This is a genomic window from Pseudomonas sp. SDO5215_S409, assembly GCF_054071325.1.
Window position 1 is genome coordinate 1 of sequence record NZ_JBSVWN010000023.1, and the last position, 16327, is coordinate 16327.

8 protein-coding genes and 1 tRNA gene are annotated in these 16327 nt (G+C 63.7%); 4 read left to right on the top strand and 5 right to left on the bottom strand.

Annotated elements, in window-relative coordinates:
- Positions 1 to 131: 131 nt before the first annotated feature.
- Together ACW9H9_RS13790 and gltX are read right to left on the bottom strand one after the other, a co-directional pair.
- Positions 132 to 207, bottom strand: a tRNA-Ala gene (locus tag ACW9H9_RS13790).
- 147 nt (positions 208 to 354) lie between these two features.
- Complete coding sequence (gene gltX / locus ACW9H9_RS13795) at positions 355 to 1836, bottom strand: glutamate--tRNA ligase (protein WP_457343753.1); 1482 nt, start codon at positions 1834 to 1836, stop codon at positions 355 to 357.
- Positions 1837 to 2079: 243 nt separating this feature from the next.
- Here gltX and ACW9H9_RS13800 point away from each other — a divergent pair, with 243 nt between their 5' ends.
- A complete protein-coding gene (locus ACW9H9_RS13800; RefSeq protein WP_457343754.1) occupies positions 2080 to 2601 on the top strand; it encodes an ecotin family protein in 522 nt (173 codons plus the stop codon).
- A gap of 7 nt (positions 2602 to 2608) precedes the next feature.
- Here ACW9H9_RS13800 and uvrB read toward each other — a convergent pair whose 3' ends face one another.
- The gene (gene uvrB, locus ACW9H9_RS13805; RefSeq protein WP_457343755.1) at positions 2609 to 4624 is read right to left on the bottom strand and encodes an excinuclease ABC subunit UvrB; all 2016 of its coding nucleotides are present in this window, start codon (positions 4622 to 4624) and stop codon (positions 2609 to 2611) included.
- 341 nt (positions 4625 to 4965) lie between these two features.
- Here uvrB and ACW9H9_RS13810 point away from each other — a divergent pair, with 341 nt between their 5' ends.
- Together ACW9H9_RS13810 and ACW9H9_RS13815 are read left to right on the top strand one after the other, a co-directional pair.
- Positions 4966 to 6162 carry an amino acid aminotransferase gene (locus ACW9H9_RS13810; protein ID WP_457343756.1) on the top strand — a complete coding sequence of 399 codons (1197 nt, stop codon included), beginning with the start codon at positions 4966 to 4968 and terminating at the stop codon, positions 6160 to 6162.
- A gap of 181 nt (positions 6163 to 6343) precedes the next feature.
- Positions 6344 to 6550: a hypothetical protein gene (locus tag ACW9H9_RS13815; RefSeq protein WP_457343757.1), complete on the top strand. Its 207-nt coding sequence runs from the start codon at positions 6344 to 6346 to the stop codon at positions 6548 to 6550.
- Here the strand turns inward: ACW9H9_RS13815 and ptrR are convergent.
- On the bottom strand, positions 6547 to 7431 hold the full coding sequence (gene ptrR, locus ACW9H9_RS13820) for a putrescine utilization regulator PtrR (RefSeq protein WP_457343758.1): 885 nt from the start codon (positions 7429 to 7431) through the stop codon (positions 6547 to 6549). The genes ACW9H9_RS13815 and ptrR overlap by 4 nt on opposite strands.
- Positions 7432 to 7534: 103 nt before the next feature.
- Here ptrR and ACW9H9_RS13825 point away from each other — a divergent pair, with 103 nt between their 5' ends.
- Positions 7535 to 8926, top strand: a complete 1392-nt coding sequence (locus ACW9H9_RS13825) for an aldehyde dehydrogenase family protein (protein ID WP_457343759.1) — start codon at positions 7535 to 7537, stop codon at positions 8924 to 8926.
- Positions 8927 to 8956: 30 nt separating this feature from the next.
- Here the strand turns inward: ACW9H9_RS13825 and ACW9H9_RS13830 are convergent, their stop codons facing one another.
- Complete coding sequence (locus tag ACW9H9_RS13830; RefSeq protein ID WP_457343760.1) at positions 8957 to 16231, bottom strand: amino acid adenylation domain-containing protein; 7275 nt, start codon at positions 16229 to 16231, stop codon at positions 8957 to 8959.
- Between the last annotated feature and the right edge of the window lie 96 nt (positions 16232 to 16327).

Here is a 16327-nt window from a genome sequence, read left to right on the forward strand (position 1 = left end):
CCCTGTTACCGCCGTGAAAGGGCGGTGTCCTAGGCCACTAGACGAAGGGGACACAAACCCTTCTAACAACGTGATCAGCCTGAGTTCTGATCGATTCAAGGCCGGTGTGGCCAGACCTTGAAGCTGTAAATTGGTGGAGCTAAACGGGATCGAACCGTTGACCTCTTGCATGCCATGCAAGCGCTCTCCCAGCTGAGCTATAGCCCCTCGTCGGTGAGGACGGGGCGAATCTTAAGGGCGTATTGGAAAGCTGTCAAATTTATTTTCAACAATTTTCAAAATTTTTTGCCGGGATAACAATCACTTACCGACCAAACCCCGTAAAACCGGGGTTTGGCCGTTACAACCGCGTGCTTAGCCGATAGCGCCCAGCAGCTTTTCCCACTCTTTGTTTTCTTTCTTGGAGACACCGCCAAGCAAATCAATGGCTTGGCGCAGACGGAAGCGCGTCAGGTCCGGGCCGAGAATTTCCATCGCATCCAGCACCGACACCGAACTGGCTTGCCCGGTGATCGCGGCAAACATCAGCGGCATGGCATCGCGCAGCTTAAGCTCAAGGGACTCGACCACCGCCTGGATCGTCGCGGTGATGGCGTCCTTCTCCCACTGACGCAAGCTTTCGAGTTTCCACAGGATCAGTTGCATCAACTGGCGCACCTGGTCGCCCGAGAGCTTCTTGGACTCAAACAGGCTGGCCTGCGGGTTCACGCCGCCCGAAAAGAAAAACCCGGCCAGCGGAGCCACCTGGCTGAACGTCTCGACCCGGCCCTGCACGTGCGGCGCGATCTTCATCATGTACTCGGGGTTCAACGCCCACTGCTGTAGACGCTGGGCGAACGCTTCCACCGGCAGGTCACGCAACCACTGGCCGTTGAGCCACGACAGTTTCTCGATGTCGAAGATCGGCCCGCCGAGGGAGACGCGAGACAGGTCGAAGTTGTCGACCATTTCCTGCAGTGAGAACTTCTCGCGCTCGTCGGGCATCGACCAGCCCATGCGGCCCAAGTAGTTGAGCATCGCTTCGGGCATAAAGCCCATGCGCTCGTAGAACGTCACCGAGGTCGGGTTCTTGCGCTTGGACAGCTTGCTCTTGTCGGGGTTGCGCAGCAGCGGCATGTAGCACAGCTGCGGCTGTTCCCAGCCGAAGTATTCGTAGAGCAGGATCAGTTTGGGCGCCGACGGCAGCCATTCTTCACCGCGCAGCACGTGGGTGATGCCCATCAAGTGGTCGTCCACCACGTTGGCCAGAAAGTACGTCGGCAGGCCGTCGGTCTTCATCAGCACTTGCATGTCCATGCGGTCCCACGGGATCTCGACTTCACCGCGCAGCATGTCCGGCACCACGCACACGCCTTCGCTCGGCACTTTCATGCGGATCACATGCGGCTCGCCAGCGGCCAGGCGGCGCGCCACTTCGTCCTTGGACAGCAGCAGCGCACGGCCGTCGTAGCGCGGGGTTTCGCCCCGGGCCTGTTGCTCGGCGCGCATCTGGTCCAGCTCTTCGGCGGTGCAGAAGCACGGGAAGGCGTGCCCCATGTCCACCAGTTGCTGGGTGTACTGCTTGTAGATCTCGCTGCGCTCGCTCTGGCGGTACGGGCCGTGCGGGCCGCCGACGTCCGGGCCTTCGGCCCAGGTAATGCCCAGCCAGCGCAAGGCGTCGAAAATCTGCTGTTCCGACTCACGGGTGGAACGCAATTGATCGGTGTCTTCGATCCGCAGGATGAATTCGCCACCATGCTGCTTGGCAAAGCAGTAGTTGAACAAGGCGATGTAGGCAGTGCCGACGTGGGGATCCCCAGTAGGCGATGGCGCAATGCGCGTGCGGACGGTGGTCATGGCGAGTCTCGGAATGGGCAATGAAACTGAAAGTCAAACAAGGGGCGAATGGTAACAGCCACAGGCCCCCAGGCTCCAGCACGGGGCGGCACCTGACGGCGTGCAGGCGCATTTCCACGCATTTTTTCGCCCTTGCCCCACCGGCGCTGCTGCCCTCGCCGCCTACTCGTGCGCACGGCGCCCGCTTAATGTGGACCGCGCAACGCACACCGCGTCGTGCAACCCCCTTTCAGAGAAGCGCTCATGCTCAATTTCTTTTCCGCTGACTTTCTGCTGCAACTGGCTGGCATCACTGTGCACGCCCACTGCCCAGGCACCGATGACCTCGCGCCGTACCCGCCCGCCGAAACGGGCGCTATCCGCAAGGTCATTCGCCTGCCCAGGCACCCACAGGAAAGCGAGCTCAAGGTCGAGATTCTTACCAGCATCACCACTTTTTCCGACAACGAACTCGACTGCAACGGGCACTGGCGAAACGGCCGCTTTGAAGCCCGGCACATTCCGGGCAGCGCTCACACCTATTACTACCTGCGACCCGGCTGGGGCACCCGGCGCGGTTGCGAGCGCCCACGCCAACAGGAAGACAACGTGGTGCTGGAGGGCGAAAACTTCATGCTCGACTACGACAGCAAGCAACCCCTGGTCATCTATGTGCCGGACGACACACACTTCGCCACGCTCAAGGAGAGATTCGACATCCGCCTCAAATACCGCGTGTGGGCCTCCTCCCGACTCATCGAACTGAACGAGGCCACCACCGAATAACCCGCGGTCACACCGCCAGCAGTCGCTCGCGCAATTTGGCGATGTCGTCGCGCATCTGCGCCGCCGCTTCGAACTCCAGGTCCCGCGCCAACTGGTACATCTTTTCTTCCAGTTGACGAATGCGCTTGGTGATCTCGCTCGGCGAGCGCAGTTCGTTCTCGTACTTGGCGCTTTCCTCGGCGGCCTTGGCCATGCCTTTGCGCTTCTTGCTGCGCGACCCCGGCACGGTGGCGCCTTCCATGATGTCGGCCACGTCCTTGAACACGCCTTTGGGCGTGATGCCATTGGCCTGGTTGAACGCGATTTGCTTGTCCCGGCGCCGCTCGGTTTCGCCGATCGCCCGCTCCATGGAGCCGGTGATGCGGTCGGCATACAGAATCGCCCGGCCATTGAGGTTACGTGCGGCCCGGCCAATGGTCTGGATCAGCGAGCGCTCCGAGCGCAAGAAGCCCTCTTTGTCGGCATCCAGAATCGCCACCAGCGACACTTCCGGCATGTCCAGGCCTTCGCGCAGCAGGTTGATCCCCACCAGCACATCAAAGGTGCCCAGGCGCAGGTCGCGGATGATTTCCACGCGCTCGACGGTGTCGATGTCCGAGTGCAGGTAACGCACCCGCACGCCGTGGTCGGCCAGGTAATCGGTCAAATCCTCGGCCATGCGTTTGGTCAGCGTCGTGACCAGCACCCGCTCCTCGACGGCCACGCGCTTGTTGATTTCCGACAGCAGGTCGTCCACCTGGGTCAGCGCCGGGCGGATCTCCACTTGCGGGTCCACCAGGCCCGTGGGACGCACCACCTGCTCGACCACCCGGCCGGCGTGCTCGGCCTCGTAATTGCCCGGGGTGGCGGACACAAAAATGGTCTGCGGGCTGATACTTTCCCACTCGTCGAAGCGCATCGGCCGGTTATCCAGCGCCGAGGGCAGGCGAAAACCGTACTCCACCAGGGTTTCCTTGCGCGACCGGTCGCCCTTATACATGGCGCCGACTTGCGGCACGCTCACGTGGGACTCGTCGATCACCAGCAGCGCGTCCGCTGGCAGGTAGTCATACAGCGTCGGCGGCGGCGCGCCGGACTCGCGGCCCGACAGGTAGCGCGAGTAGTTTTCGATGCCGTTGCAGTACCCCAGCTCCAGGATCATCTCCAGGTCAAAGCGCGTGCGCTGCTCCAGCCGCTGGGCTTCCACCAGCTTATTGTTGGAACGCAGGTACTCCAGGCGCTCGGCCAGCTCGGCCTTGATGCCTTCCATCGCGTCCAGCAGGGTTTCACGCGGGGTCACATAGTGGCTTTTGGGGTAGAAGGTGAAGCGTGGCAGCTTGCGGATCACCTCGCCGGTCAGCGGGTCGAAGGCCGACAAACTCTCCACTTCATCGTCGAACAGCTCGATGCGGATCGCCTCGAGGTCCGACTCTGCCGGGTAAATGTCGATCACATCACCGCGCACGCGAAAGGTGGCGCGGGCAAAATCCATATCGTTACGGGTGTATTGCAGGTCCGCCAGGCGGCGCAATAAGGCGCGCTGGTCGAGTTTGTCGCCGCGGTCGACATGCAACACCATCTTCAGATAGGTTTCCGGGCTGCCCAGGCCATAGATGCACGACACGGTGGTCACGATGATCGCGTCTTTGCGCTCCAGCAACGCCTTGGTCGCCGACAGGCGCATTTGTTCGATGTGGTCGTTGATCGACGCGTCTTTCTCGATAAAGGTATCGGACGACGGCACGTAGGCTTCGGGCTGGTAGTAGTCGTAGTAAGAAACGAAGTACTCCACCGCGTTGTTGGGGAAGAACGACTTGAACTCGCCATACAACTGCGCGGCGAGGGTTTTATTGGGCGCCAGCACCAGCGTCGGGCGGTTCACCTGGGCGATCACGTTGGCAATGCTGAACGTCTTGCCCGAGCCGGTCACCCCCAGCAAGGTCTGGTGCGCCAGGCCGGCCTCGATGCCTTCGACCATCAGACGAATGGCTTCCGGCTGGTCACCGGCAGGTTCAAAACGGGTGACAAGTTGGAATTGCGACATACGTACCTCGTGGTGTCACCCCAGACCATCACACCTGTCGGGACGAAAAAAGCCGCGACCCGCGAATTAGCTTCGCAAGTTGCAGGAAAAAACCATGATAGCTGTAGAAGTGGTGGCGAATACGACCGCTTTCAAGGCAATCGTCCTACATGCCCCCAGTCGGCAAGGTGGCAATAAGACTAACGGTCAACAAATAAACAGAAAAACTTGGCCGAAAAGCCGTTTCGGTTGTCGCGGTGAGCGATGATGGCCTCTATACTAGCTCCCCGTTTGTGCACCGCTCTAGTGCATTCGGCTGGAGCGCCACACGTCCCTCCACTCTCTATAGAGCTGCCGCAAAAATGAGCCTGTTTTCCGCTGTCGAAATGGCACCCCGCGATCCTATCCTGGGCCTCAACGAAGCATTCAACGCCGACACCCGTACAACCAAGGTGAACCTTGGCGTAGGCGTTTACTGCAACGAGGAGGGGAAAATTCCACTCTTGCGCGCGGTAGCCGAAGCAGAAGCCATTCGCGTGGCACAACACGCCGCCCGTGGCTACTTGCCCATCGACGGTATCGCCGCCTATGACCAGGCCGTGCAAAAGCTGCTGTTCGGCGCCCAATCGCCACTGCTCAGCGCAGGCCGCGTGATCACCGCCCAAGCGGTCGGCGGCACCGGTGCCCTGAAAATCGGCGCAGACTTCCTCAAGCAACTGCTGCCAAACGCCGTGGTCGCCATCAGCGACCCAAGCTGGGAAAACCACCAGGCGCTGTTTGAAAAAGCCGGTTTCCCGGTGCAGACCTACCGCTACTACGACGCCGCCACCCATGACGTGAACCGTGCCGGCCTGCTCGAAGACCTCAACGCCCTGCCGCCCCAGTCCATCGTGGTGCTGCACGCGTGCTGCCACAACCCGACCGGCGTCGACCTGAGCCCGGCCGACTGGAACAACGTGCTGGAGGTGGTCAAGGCGAAAAACCTGGTGCCGTTCCTCGACATGGCCTACCAGGGCTTTGGCGATGGCATCGACGAAGACGCCGCCGCCGTGCGCCTGTTCGCCGAATCGGGCCTGACCTTCTTTGTGTCCAGCTCGTTCTCCAAGTCGTTCTCGCTGTACGGCGAGCGTGTGGGCGCGCTGTCGATCGTCAGCGAGTCCAAGGAAGAAAGCGCGCGCATTCTGTCCCAGGTCAAGCGTGTGATCCGCACCAACTACTCCAACCCACCGACCCACGGCGCAGCCATCGTGGCCGCAGTGCTCAACAGCCCTGAGCTGCGGGCCAACTGGGAAGCGGAACTGGCCGAAATGCGCCTGCGCATCCGTGGCATGCGCGAGCAGATGGTTGCCGAGCTTGCCAAGGCAGCGCCTGGCCATGACTTCAGCTTTGTCGGTCGCCAGCGCGGGATGTTCTCCTACTCCGGCCTGACCGTCGAGCAAGTCACCCGCCTGCGCAGCGAGTTTGGCATTTACGCGCTGGACACCGGCCGTATCTGTGTAGCGGCGTTGAACCAGTCCAACATTGGCGCCGTCACGCAGGCCATCGTTCAGGTGCTGTAAGCCCAAGGGCGCTAAGAGTGGGGGCCGCCACGAGCCAGGCTGCCCCCACCGTTTTTTTCAGCGCAAAACAGGTCAAGGGGGTGGGCTTGATGATGGCCCCGTTGTTGTTGCATGAACGCAAGACAGGCCATGCCTGGCGCCTTAAACTGGCGGCCGACGCTTCCCCTCCCCTGAGTGCCCTATGAAAAACGACGACCTGGACCTTCGCGCCGACCGCGACGAGCTCGACGCATTCCCTTCCCGCCCTCAACCCAAGCGCCAGAAAAGCCTGGTCCTGCAAGTTGCCCTGGGCGTGTTCCTCGGTGGCCTGGCCCTGTGGCTGGTGCAGTTGGGCGCTGGCGCCCTGTTGGCCAAGCTCGCCACCGGCACCCTTCAGTTCGGCGGCTAACCCTTCGCGGCCTCACTGATGGCTCCGCGTTCTTCCAGCAACCGCACAAAACTGCTCAAGCTCTGCGACACCGTGCCCCGTCGCCAGATCAGCCAGGTGTGCAGGATGCGAAAGCCGTCGGCCAATGGCCATACACTCACCGCCGTAAACCCCGGCATGCTCTCCAGCATGCTGCGTGGCATCAACGCCAAGCCCGCACCGGCGCTGATGCAGGCCAGCATGCCGTGGTAAGACTCCATCTCGAAGATCTTGCCCGGCACCGCTCCGTCCTGAGAAAACCAGCGCTCGAAATGATGGCGATACGAGCAGTTGGAACGAAAAGTGTAAATGCTCTCCCCGTTCACATCCGCCCCCCGCGTGATCGGCGCGTGATGCAGCGGCGCAATCACCACCATCTCTTCTTCAAACACCGGCACGCCGTCCAGCGTGGCGTGCAACACCGGGCCGTCGACAAACGCGGCGGTCAGGTGCCCTGACAACACCCCTTCGATCATGGTCCCGGACGGCCCGGTGCTCAGGTCCAGCTCGACCTTGGTGTGCTTTTGGTTATACGCCGCCAGCAACCCCGGGATACGCACGGCGGCGGTGCTCTCCAACGACCCCAGGGCAAACGCGCCCTGAGGTTCTTCCCCTGCCACTGTCGCGCGGGCTTCCTGCACCAAATCCAGAATGCGCCGTGCATACCCCAAGAAATTCCACCCCGCCGGGGACAGGCGCAAGCGGCTCTTCTCGCGGATAAACAGGTCCACGCCCAGGTCCTGCTCCAATTGCTTGATGCGCGTGGTCAGGTTCGACGGCACTCGGTGGATCAACTGCGCAGCGGCGCTGATGCTGCCTTGTTCGGCAACGGCTTTGAAAATCTCCAACTGGACCAGATCCACAGCATTCTCCAATCGTGAACGTATCGCTTAATATTATTCAGTTTGCGAAAAAGATGCAGCCCCGTACGCTGGCGCCATCCCACCCATACAGCAGGACGGTGCCATGACTCAGCTTTCTCCGCTCACCCACGCCTTGTCGATCAACCCGTTGAATGGCGACACGGTGGGCCACTACGCCTTTGAATCCGACGCTGCCCTGGACGCCGCCCTCGCCCGCAGCCACAACGCTTTTCGCGCCTGGCGCGCAGTGCCAGTGGCTGAACGTGCCCAAGCGCTGCTGGCCCTGGCGGGCGCCCTGCGTGAGCAGGCCGAAGAAATGGCCCGCACCATCACCCTGGAAATGGGCAAACCCATCGCCCAGGCCCGCGCCGAGATCGAAAAATGCGCCCAGTTGAGCGAGTGGTACGCCGCCCATGGCCCGGCCATGCTCGCCCCCGAGCCTACCCTGGTCACCAACGGCACTGCCCACATCGAATACCGCCCGCTGGGCCCGATCCTTGCGGTGATGCCGTGGAACTTCCCGGTGTGGCAAGTGCTGCGCGGCGCGGTGCCGACGATGCTCGCGGGCAACACGTACGTGCTCAAACACGCGCCCAACGTCATGGGCAGCGCCTACCTGATCCAGCAAGCGTTCAAGAAAGCCGGCTTCGCCGACGGCCTGTTTGAAGTGATCAACGTCACGCCGCAAGGCGTGTCCAAGGCCATCACCGACCCCCGCATCGCCGCCGTCACCCTCACCGGCAGCGTGCGCGCCGGTATCGCCATCGGCGCCCAGGCGGGCGCGGCGCTGAAAAAATGTGTGCTGGAACTGGGCGGCTCCGACCCGTTCATCGTGCTCAACGACGCGAACCTGGACGACGCCGTGCAAGCCGCCGTGATCGGCCGCTTCCAGAACTCCGGCCAAGTGTGCGCCGCCGCCAAGCGCCTGATCATCGAAGAGGGCGTGGTCGAAGCCTTCACCGCCAAGTTCGTCGAAGCAACGCGAAAGCTGGTGATGGGCGACCCGGCGTCGGCAGACACCTACGTAGGCCCCATGGCCCGCTTCGACCTGCGCGACGAACTGCACGGCCAGGTCCAGGCCACCCTGGCCGAAGGCGCCACCCTGGTGCTGGGCGGCGACAAGGTCGACGGTGCCGGTAACTTCTACCAACCTACCGTGCTGGCAAACGTCACCGACCAGATGACCTCGTTCAAACAGGAACTGTTTGGCCCCGTGGCCTCGATCATCACCGCCCGCAACGCCGAACACGCGGTGGCACTGGCCAATGACAGCGAATTCGGCCTCACGGCCAGCGTGTTCACCACCGACCCGGAACACGCCCGCCGCATTACCGAGCAGCTGGAAACCGGCGCGGTGTTTGTCAACGCGTTCAGCGTGTCCGACCCACGGGTGGCGTTTGGCGGCGTGAAAAAAAGCGGGTTCGGGCGCGAGCTTTCGCACTTTGGTGTGCGCGAATTCTGCAACGCCCAGACCGTGTGGCTCGACCGCCGCTAAGCCTGCCGCGCCCCTCGACTGCACCTGGCTTCAGCGCTCAGCGCCTGGCCAGGTGCGCAAGGTTGTCGGTGTCGACATCAGCCGGTCGCGGTGCTGATGGGTGTCTAGCACCACCTCGGCCACGTCGGCCGCCCGGCTACCGACAAAATAGTGCCCGCCATCGGCCAGCAGCACGCCGTGCACCGCCTGCGTATAGCGCCCCCAAACCCGGTAGCGCGCCTCTTTGCCGTGCGTCAGCGGGTCGTCCAGGCTCAACACGCTGACAATCGGCGCCACTATCTGCCTCAGCCCCTGGCGCTTGAGGTGCTGCAGCGCCAGCCCCGAATCACGCCGGAAACTGCGCAACAGGCCGGTCAACTCCGCCTCGTTTAATGTCCCCATCGCCGAGGTGTTGCCCCAGGCCGTCATCCGGCGACGCAACGCCAGGTCGCTGTGCCAGCGCCACGGGTTGTTCCACGGGATGTATTTGATCCAGCCCGGCGGCGCAAAGGTCCCCCCCAGCATGACAAACCGAACCTCGCGCCCTTGCTGCTCAAGCTGCCGGGCGATCTCCATCGCCAGCACGCTGCCCGCGCAATGCCCGTAAATGCTCACCGGCCCGGCAATACGCTGGCCAATGCGCTCGACGCAGGCACGGGCGATGCCCATCAGGTCGAGGCTGTCATCAAAGCGGGTTTCCATCTGATTGCCCGGCAGCGCCACGGCATACACACGGGCCGAGGGCAGGCGCTGGCGCAACTGGTCGGCCAGCGGCTGGAAGACCATGGCCGACGCCCCCGCATAAGGCACGCACACCAACGCCAGCTCAGGGTCGTGCGCGCCACGGGTCAACTCTGGCAACCACTCGTGGGGCAGGTCGGCCTCCTGCGTCAGCCATGCGGCCAGGCCCTGCACCGTCGGCGCCTGGTAAAACGCCATGATCGACACCCGGCTGGCCGGGAACGCTTTCTGCACCCGTGAGATCAAGGTGATGATGCGGATCGAGTCACCGCCCAGCTCAAAAAAATCATCCTGCAGGCCCACTTGCGGCACGTTCAGGATGTCTTGCCAGATCGCCACCAGGGTTTGCTCTTGCGCGGTCTGCGGGGCCACATAGTCACGCGCGACCACCGCCGCCTGACCCGGCGCCGGTAAGCGCTTGCGGTCCAGCTTGCCATTGGTGGTCAGCGGCCAGGCATCAAGCTGCACAAACGCGCTTGGCACCATGTAATCGGCCAGGCTCAGCAGCAGCTGGCGGCGCAGGTCGGCCACCGCCAGTTCGGTGTTTTCCCGGGCGATGACATACGCCACCAGGCGCTTGTCTCCCGGCTCATCCTCACGGGCGATCACCACCGCCTCGCGCACGCCGTCGCAGGCGGCCAGGCGGGCTTCGATCTCGCCCAGCTCGATACGGAAACCGCGGATTTTCACCTGCTCGTCATTGCGCCCCAGGTATTCGACGCTGCCGTCGGCCAGCCAGCGCCCCAGGTCGCCCGTGCGGTACAAGCGGGCGTCCGGGTCGCTGCTGAACGGGTTACGCAGGAAGCGTTCGGCGGTCAGCGCCGGGCGGTTCAAGTAACCCCGCGCCACCCCGGCGCCGCCGACATACAGCTCACCCGTCACGCCGACGGGCACCGGTTCACGTCGGGCGTCCAGCACGTACAGTTGCAGGTCGGGAATACGCCCGCCGATGGGGCTGCCCCCCACATGCTGCGCGTCGGCGGCAGTCAAGGCGCGGTACGTGACGTGCACCGTGGTTTCGGTGATGCCGTACATGTTGACCAGCTGCGTATGGGCATTCACCTCGCGGGCATACCAGGGTTTGAGCAGGCCCGTTTCCAGCGCCTCGCCACCAAAAATCACTTGGCGCAGGCGATGCTTCAGGTCGCTTTCACCTTGGGCGGCGATCAATTGGCGGAACGCGCTGGGCGTCTGGTTGAGCACGGTCACACCGGCCTCGCACAACAGCGCATAGCAGGACGGCGGCGAACGGCTGATCAGTTGCGGCACCACCAGCAGGCGGCCGCCGTGGGTCAATGCCCCCCAGATCTCCCACACCGAAAAGTCGAACGCGAAGGAATGAAACAACGCCCACACGTCCTGCGGGCCGAAGTCGAACCAGGGCTGCGTCGCCGAAAACAAGCGGGCAACGTTGCGATGCTCCACCATCACGCCTTTGGGCAACCCGGTGGAGCCCGAGGTGTAAATCACATAGGCCAGATGGCGCGACGTCAGGCCGGCGGGCTGCGGGTTGTGCTGCGCCATGCCAGCGTCGGGGCTGGCATCGAGCAGCAAGGTGGGCAGGTCCAGCACCGGCAGTTGATCGAGCAACGGCGTTTGAGTCACCAGCACCATCGGTGTGCTGTCATCGAGCATGTAGGCAATGCGCTCGGCCGGGGACGCCGGGTCGATCGGCACGTAACCGGCGCCGGACTTCAAAATGCCCAGCAGGCCGACGATCATGTCCAGCCCGCGCGCCACGCAAACCGCCACCCGGTCATCCGGGCGCACCCCCAGTGCCAACAATTGGTGGGCCAATTGGTTCGCGCGGGCGTTGAGCTCGCCATAGGTCAGGTGACGGTCTTCGTACACCACCGCCACGGCATCGGGTTGCACCCTGGCCCAGGCTTCGAACGGCTGGTGGACCAATGCGTCATGGGGGTAGAACGCGTCGGTGGTGTTCCAGGTGCGCAGCACTTGCTGACGCTCGGCCAGCGGCAGCACGGCCAGATCCTGCAGCGCGGTGTGTGGCGCGGTTTCCAGGGCCGTCACCACACTGTCCAGCGCCACCTGCATATACCCGCAGACGCGCTCGGCGTCGATGGGCGTGGTCACCAGTGCGGTGAGCGAGAAGTTGTCGCCGGTGTCGTCGACGTTCAATGTCAGGGGGTAGTTAGTGCGCTCCTGCGCACCGACCAACTCGATGCCACGCCAGGCGTGTACGGCCTCTTCCCCCGCATCCGCCAGCACACCGTGGCGGTAGTTGAGCAAGGCGCTGAACAACGGCGATGGCGCCGCCACCCCGCTGCAGCGCTGGGCCAACGCCAGCGGCGCATGCTCATGCCCCAGCAGCGCCGTCAAGCGTGCGTGGGTTTGCCGAACACCGGTGCGCACGTCCTCACGCCCCACCTCAATGCGCAACGGCAGGGTATTAATGTACATGCCCAATGCCCGCTCGGCGCCTTCCCCGCCGCGCATCCGGCCCAACAGCACCGTGCCGAATACCACGGTGGTCTGGCCCGAGGTCGTGGCCAACACGTTCGCCCATGCCTGATGGAACAGGCTGGCAGCACTCACGCCCAGCCGTTGCGCCTGAGCCCGCAGGCGCAGGCTCAGTGCGTTGCCCACCGTGTGAGTGGCCTCTTCAATGCCGCGGGCATCGCCTTGCACCTCTTGCAGGCCAAACGGCAGCGTGGGTTCGTCAATGTCTTTAAGCTGCTCGCAAAAGAACGCCTCGTGCGCCTGCTCACTGACCCCCAGGCGCGCCTGGGCCACGTAATTGCGGTAGGGAACCGATGCGGCCAGTTGATGAGGGTTGCCCGCCAGGCGGGTTTGCAGTTCCTGCCAGAGCCCTTTCGACGCGACATGGTCCAGGGCCAAATGATGAAACAGCAGCACCCCGACCACCCGCTGGTTGACCGGGTCTTGGGCGTACAGCAGCTGCATCAAGGGGGCCTGGGTGACCTCCAGGCGCACCTGGCGGGCGTCGAAACGCGTTTGCAGCTGGCTCAATACGTCGCCGTCCGCCGCATCTAATTCAATGGCCCGCACCGTCAGTCGCGCCGTGCGCCACACCACTTGCATCGGTGTACTCAGGCCTTCCCAGACAATACTGGTGCGCAGGATATCGTGACGGTCGATCACCGCCTGCAACGCCTGGGCAAACGCCTCAAGGCGGCTGTTGTCGGCAAAACTGAAGCGGGCCTGCAACAAATAGGGATCGCCCTGCTCGGCACTGAGGTGATGATAAAAAATGCCCTCTTGCAACGGCGCCAGCGGGTAGATGTCCTGCACATTGGCCGTACCGCCCGGTACGCTGGCCACAATACGATCGATGCTGGCCTGGTCCAGGTTCGCCAACGGCAGCAGCTCGGGGGTGATCCGCGTGCAATCGGCGCTGATCCGGTTGGCCGGCACCGCCACCTCGTGATCGCCGCCCACCGCCGCCGCCAGCGCGGCCAGGGTCGGCTGGCCGAACAGCACGCGCACATCGGCGCTCAACCCGACCTGACGCATGCGCCCGATCAGGTTCACTGCCAGCAGCGAATGCCCGCCCAGCTCAAAGAAGTTGTCATGGCGCCCCACTTGCCGGACCTTGAGCACCTCGGCCCAGATCTGCGCCAGGGCCGTTTCCACCGCCCCTTGCGGCGCTTCGTAAGCACGGCGCAGCAGCGCGTCCGGGCCAGGCTCCGGCAGGGCCTTGCGGTCCAGCTTGCCGTTGACGGTCAACGGCAGGCTGTCCAGGCGCACATAGGCCGCCGGCACCAGGTAGCCCGGCAGGTGCGCCTGCAACCAATCGCGCAGGGTTTCAAGGCTCACCGCCTGGTGCTCGGTGAAATACGCCACGAGGCGTTCATCGCGGGCCAGCACCACGGCTTGCGCGATGTGCGGGTGTTTCCCCAGGCAGGTTTCGATTTCGCCCAACTCGATGCGCACACCGCGGATTTTCACCTGGTCGTCGTTGCGGCCCTGAAAGTCCAGGTTGCCGTCTTCGAGCCAACGCGCCAGGTCGCCGGTGCGGTACAAGCGCGCCTGCGGGTCAGGGCTGAACGGGTCCTTGAGAAAACGCTCGGCGGTCATTTGCGGCCGGTTCAGGTAACCGCGCGCCACACCGGCACCGCCGACATACACCTCACCGACCACCCCTTGCGCCACCGGTTGCCTCTGCGCATCCAGCACGTAGACCTGGGTGTTGCCGATGGGTTTGCCGATGTGCAGCGGCTGGCCCGCTTCGATCAGGCCGGACGTCGCCGCCACCGTGGTTTCGGCGGGGCCGTAGTTATTGACCAACTGGAAACGTTGCGGCGTGCTGAAGTGGCGCAGGCGATCCCCGCCCACCAGCAAGGTTTTCAACGTAGGGTGTTCGATGCCCTGGCTCAGCGCGTATTCCGCCACTGGAGTGGGCAAGAAGCTCACGTCCAGCGGCTGGGCCACCCACCATTGCAGCAGCGCATCGATGTTTTCATGGTCTTGTTGCGCGGGCGACAAGTGCAGCGTCGCACCGCCGCACAACGCAGGCCAGACCTCCCAGGCCACGGCGTCGAAGCCCACCCCGGCCACGCTTGAGGCATGGCGACCGGCGCACAAGTCGAAGGCCGCGCTGTTCCAGTGCACCAGGTTCTCCAGGGTACGGTGCTCCACCATCACCCCTTTGGGCTGCCCGGTGGAGCCGGAGGTGTAGATCACGTAGGCCAGGTTCGCCGGGGTAAGGTCGGCCACGTCCGGGTTGACCGTGGGGTGGCGATGCCAGTGGTCGCTGTCGAGTTCGATCACGGCCAACTCACTGTGCGCCACCAGCGTTCGCGTGCTGGCCTGCGCCAGGATGAGCACCGGTGCGCTGTCCTCCAGCAGGTAGCGGATGCGCTCCGGTGGATACGCCGGGTCGATCGGCACATAGGCCGCGCCCGCCTTGAGCACGGCCAGCATGCCGATGAGGTTTTCCAGGCTGCGCCGAGCACAGATCGCCACCCGGTCGTCCGGGCGCAGGCCGTGTTCGAGCAAGCAGTGCGCCAACTGGTTGGCACGCTGGTTGAGCGCGTGAAAGCTCAGTTGCTGGTCACCCTGGCGAAGCGCAATAGCCTCGGGTTGTCGCGCGGCCTGCGCCTGGAACAACCCATGAATGGTATGGCCAGACGGGTACTGCACGGCTGTGGCGTTGAAGTCCACCAACACCCTGTGGCGCTCGCCGACCGGCAGCGTCGCTGAGCCTGCCAGGTTGCCAGCGGGGTAAAGGCCTGTAGCGGGTGCCTCGCCCGCGGGCTCGGCCGGGGCCGGTAAAACAAAGTCCTGCAGCGCCAAGCGGTCGTCGGCCAACCCCTGCTCCAGCACCTGCATGAAGCCTTCGGCCATGGCCTCGACCTCGGCGTGCTGCCAATACGCCTGGTTGTAGGTGAAATGCAGCCACGCCGTTTCATCGTGAGGGTTGGTGCGCAGGTGCAGGGTCAGCGGCGTCTGCTCATGGTGGCTGGAGCCCTTGACCACACTGGCCGGGGCCGCCCCGTATAGGAACTGACGGTCAACCTGCTCGTAGGAGAAGCCCAGGTCGAACAGTTGCGCACGGCCCTGACGCCGCAGCCCCAGTGAACGGTTGATCTCGCTGAGCGGGTAGCGTTGGTGGCGATAGTCCTGCTTGAGCGTGCGCGCGATCTGCTGGGCCAGTTCGGCAAACGACAGCGGCCCCTGGCACGCCAACCGCACGGCGCTGACTTGCGTGAACAACCCCAAGGTGTTGCGAAACATCGCGTTGGAACGGTTGAGAATCGGCAGGCCAATCACCAGCTCGTCACGCCCGCACGTGCGCGCAAAATACACGCATAGCGCCGCCAGCAGCACCTGCACGCGCGACACCCGGAGTGCTTGCGCCAAGGCGTCGATTTGCACGTTCAAGGCCTGCCGATAACGCCGCACCACCTCCCAGCTCGGCGCCTTGCGATCGGGGTACTGGTCGCGGTAGCGCGCGACAAACAACGGCGCGGGCACCTCGCGGTATTTGTTCAGCCAGTAGGCCTGGTCCCGCCCATAACGCGGGGACTCACGGTAATGGGCATCGTCATGGACAAACTGCGCATAAGAAGGTGCCGACAGCGCGGGCTGCGCGCCCTTTTCCAGCGCGCTGTACAGCTCGCCGAGCGAGTCGAACATCAGGCTCATCCCCCAACCGTCCTGGATCAGGTGATGAACATGGGCCACAAAATAGAACGACGCGTCGGCAAGCTGCAGCAGGTGAAAACGCAACAGCGGGCCGCCATACAACGCGAACGGGATCTGGATCTGTTGCTGCATCCAGGCCTGGGCAGCGGCGTGCGGGTCCGCGTGGCCGCGCACGTCGTGCCCCCCCAGCGGCACCGGCAACACAGCGGCCAGTTCCTGCATCGGCGAGCCGCCTTCATGCTCGTCCGCCAGCAGCACCGTGCGCAGGGCGTCGTGCTTTTGAATCAGCAGGTCGACGGCCTGTCGAAAACGCGCAAGGTCCAGGTGGCCCTTGATCTCGATGTGCCCACCGATGGTGTACAGGGGGGAGTCGCCCTGCGTCATCTGGTCCAGCCAGATGTCGTGTTGCGCGGCGGTCAGCGGGTACGTTTGCGACAGGTCGACACGTTGATTCATGCAGGGCTCCAAGTCCGTATGGGTTGATCTTGCAAAGATCAAAACATCGGCTATGGGCCCTGTCTGTAACCGCAAACAGGGACAGTTTTACCGGCT

What these genes read in the sequence shown, in the direction of transcription:
- ACW9H9_RS13810 (WP_457343756.1), top strand. Translation starts at nt 4,966, where the DNA reads ATGAGCCTGTTTTCCGCTGTCGAAATGGCACCCCGCGATCCTATCCTG.
- uvrB (WP_457343755.1), bottom strand. Translation starts at nt 4,624, where the DNA reads ATGTCGCAATTCCAACTTGTCACCCGTTTTGAACCTGCCGGTGACCAG.
- ACW9H9_RS13815 (WP_457343757.1), top strand. Translation starts at nt 6,344, where the DNA reads ATGAAAAACGACGACCTGGACCTTCGCGCCGACCGCGACGAGCTCGAC.
- ACW9H9_RS13830 (WP_457343760.1), bottom strand. Translation starts at nt 16,231, where the DNA reads ATGAATCAACGTGTCGACCTGTCGCAAACGTACCCGCTGACCGCCGCG.
- ACW9H9_RS13825 (WP_457343759.1), top strand. Translation starts at nt 7,535, where the DNA reads ATGACTCAGCTTTCTCCGCTCACCCACGCCTTGTCGATCAACCCGTTG.
- gltX (WP_457343753.1), bottom strand. Translation starts at nt 1,836, where the DNA reads ATGACCACCGTCCGCACGCGCATTGCGCCATCGCCTACTGGGGATCCC.
- ACW9H9_RS13800 (WP_457343754.1), top strand. Translation starts at nt 2,080, where the DNA reads ATGCTCAATTTCTTTTCCGCTGACTTTCTGCTGCAACTGGCTGGCATC.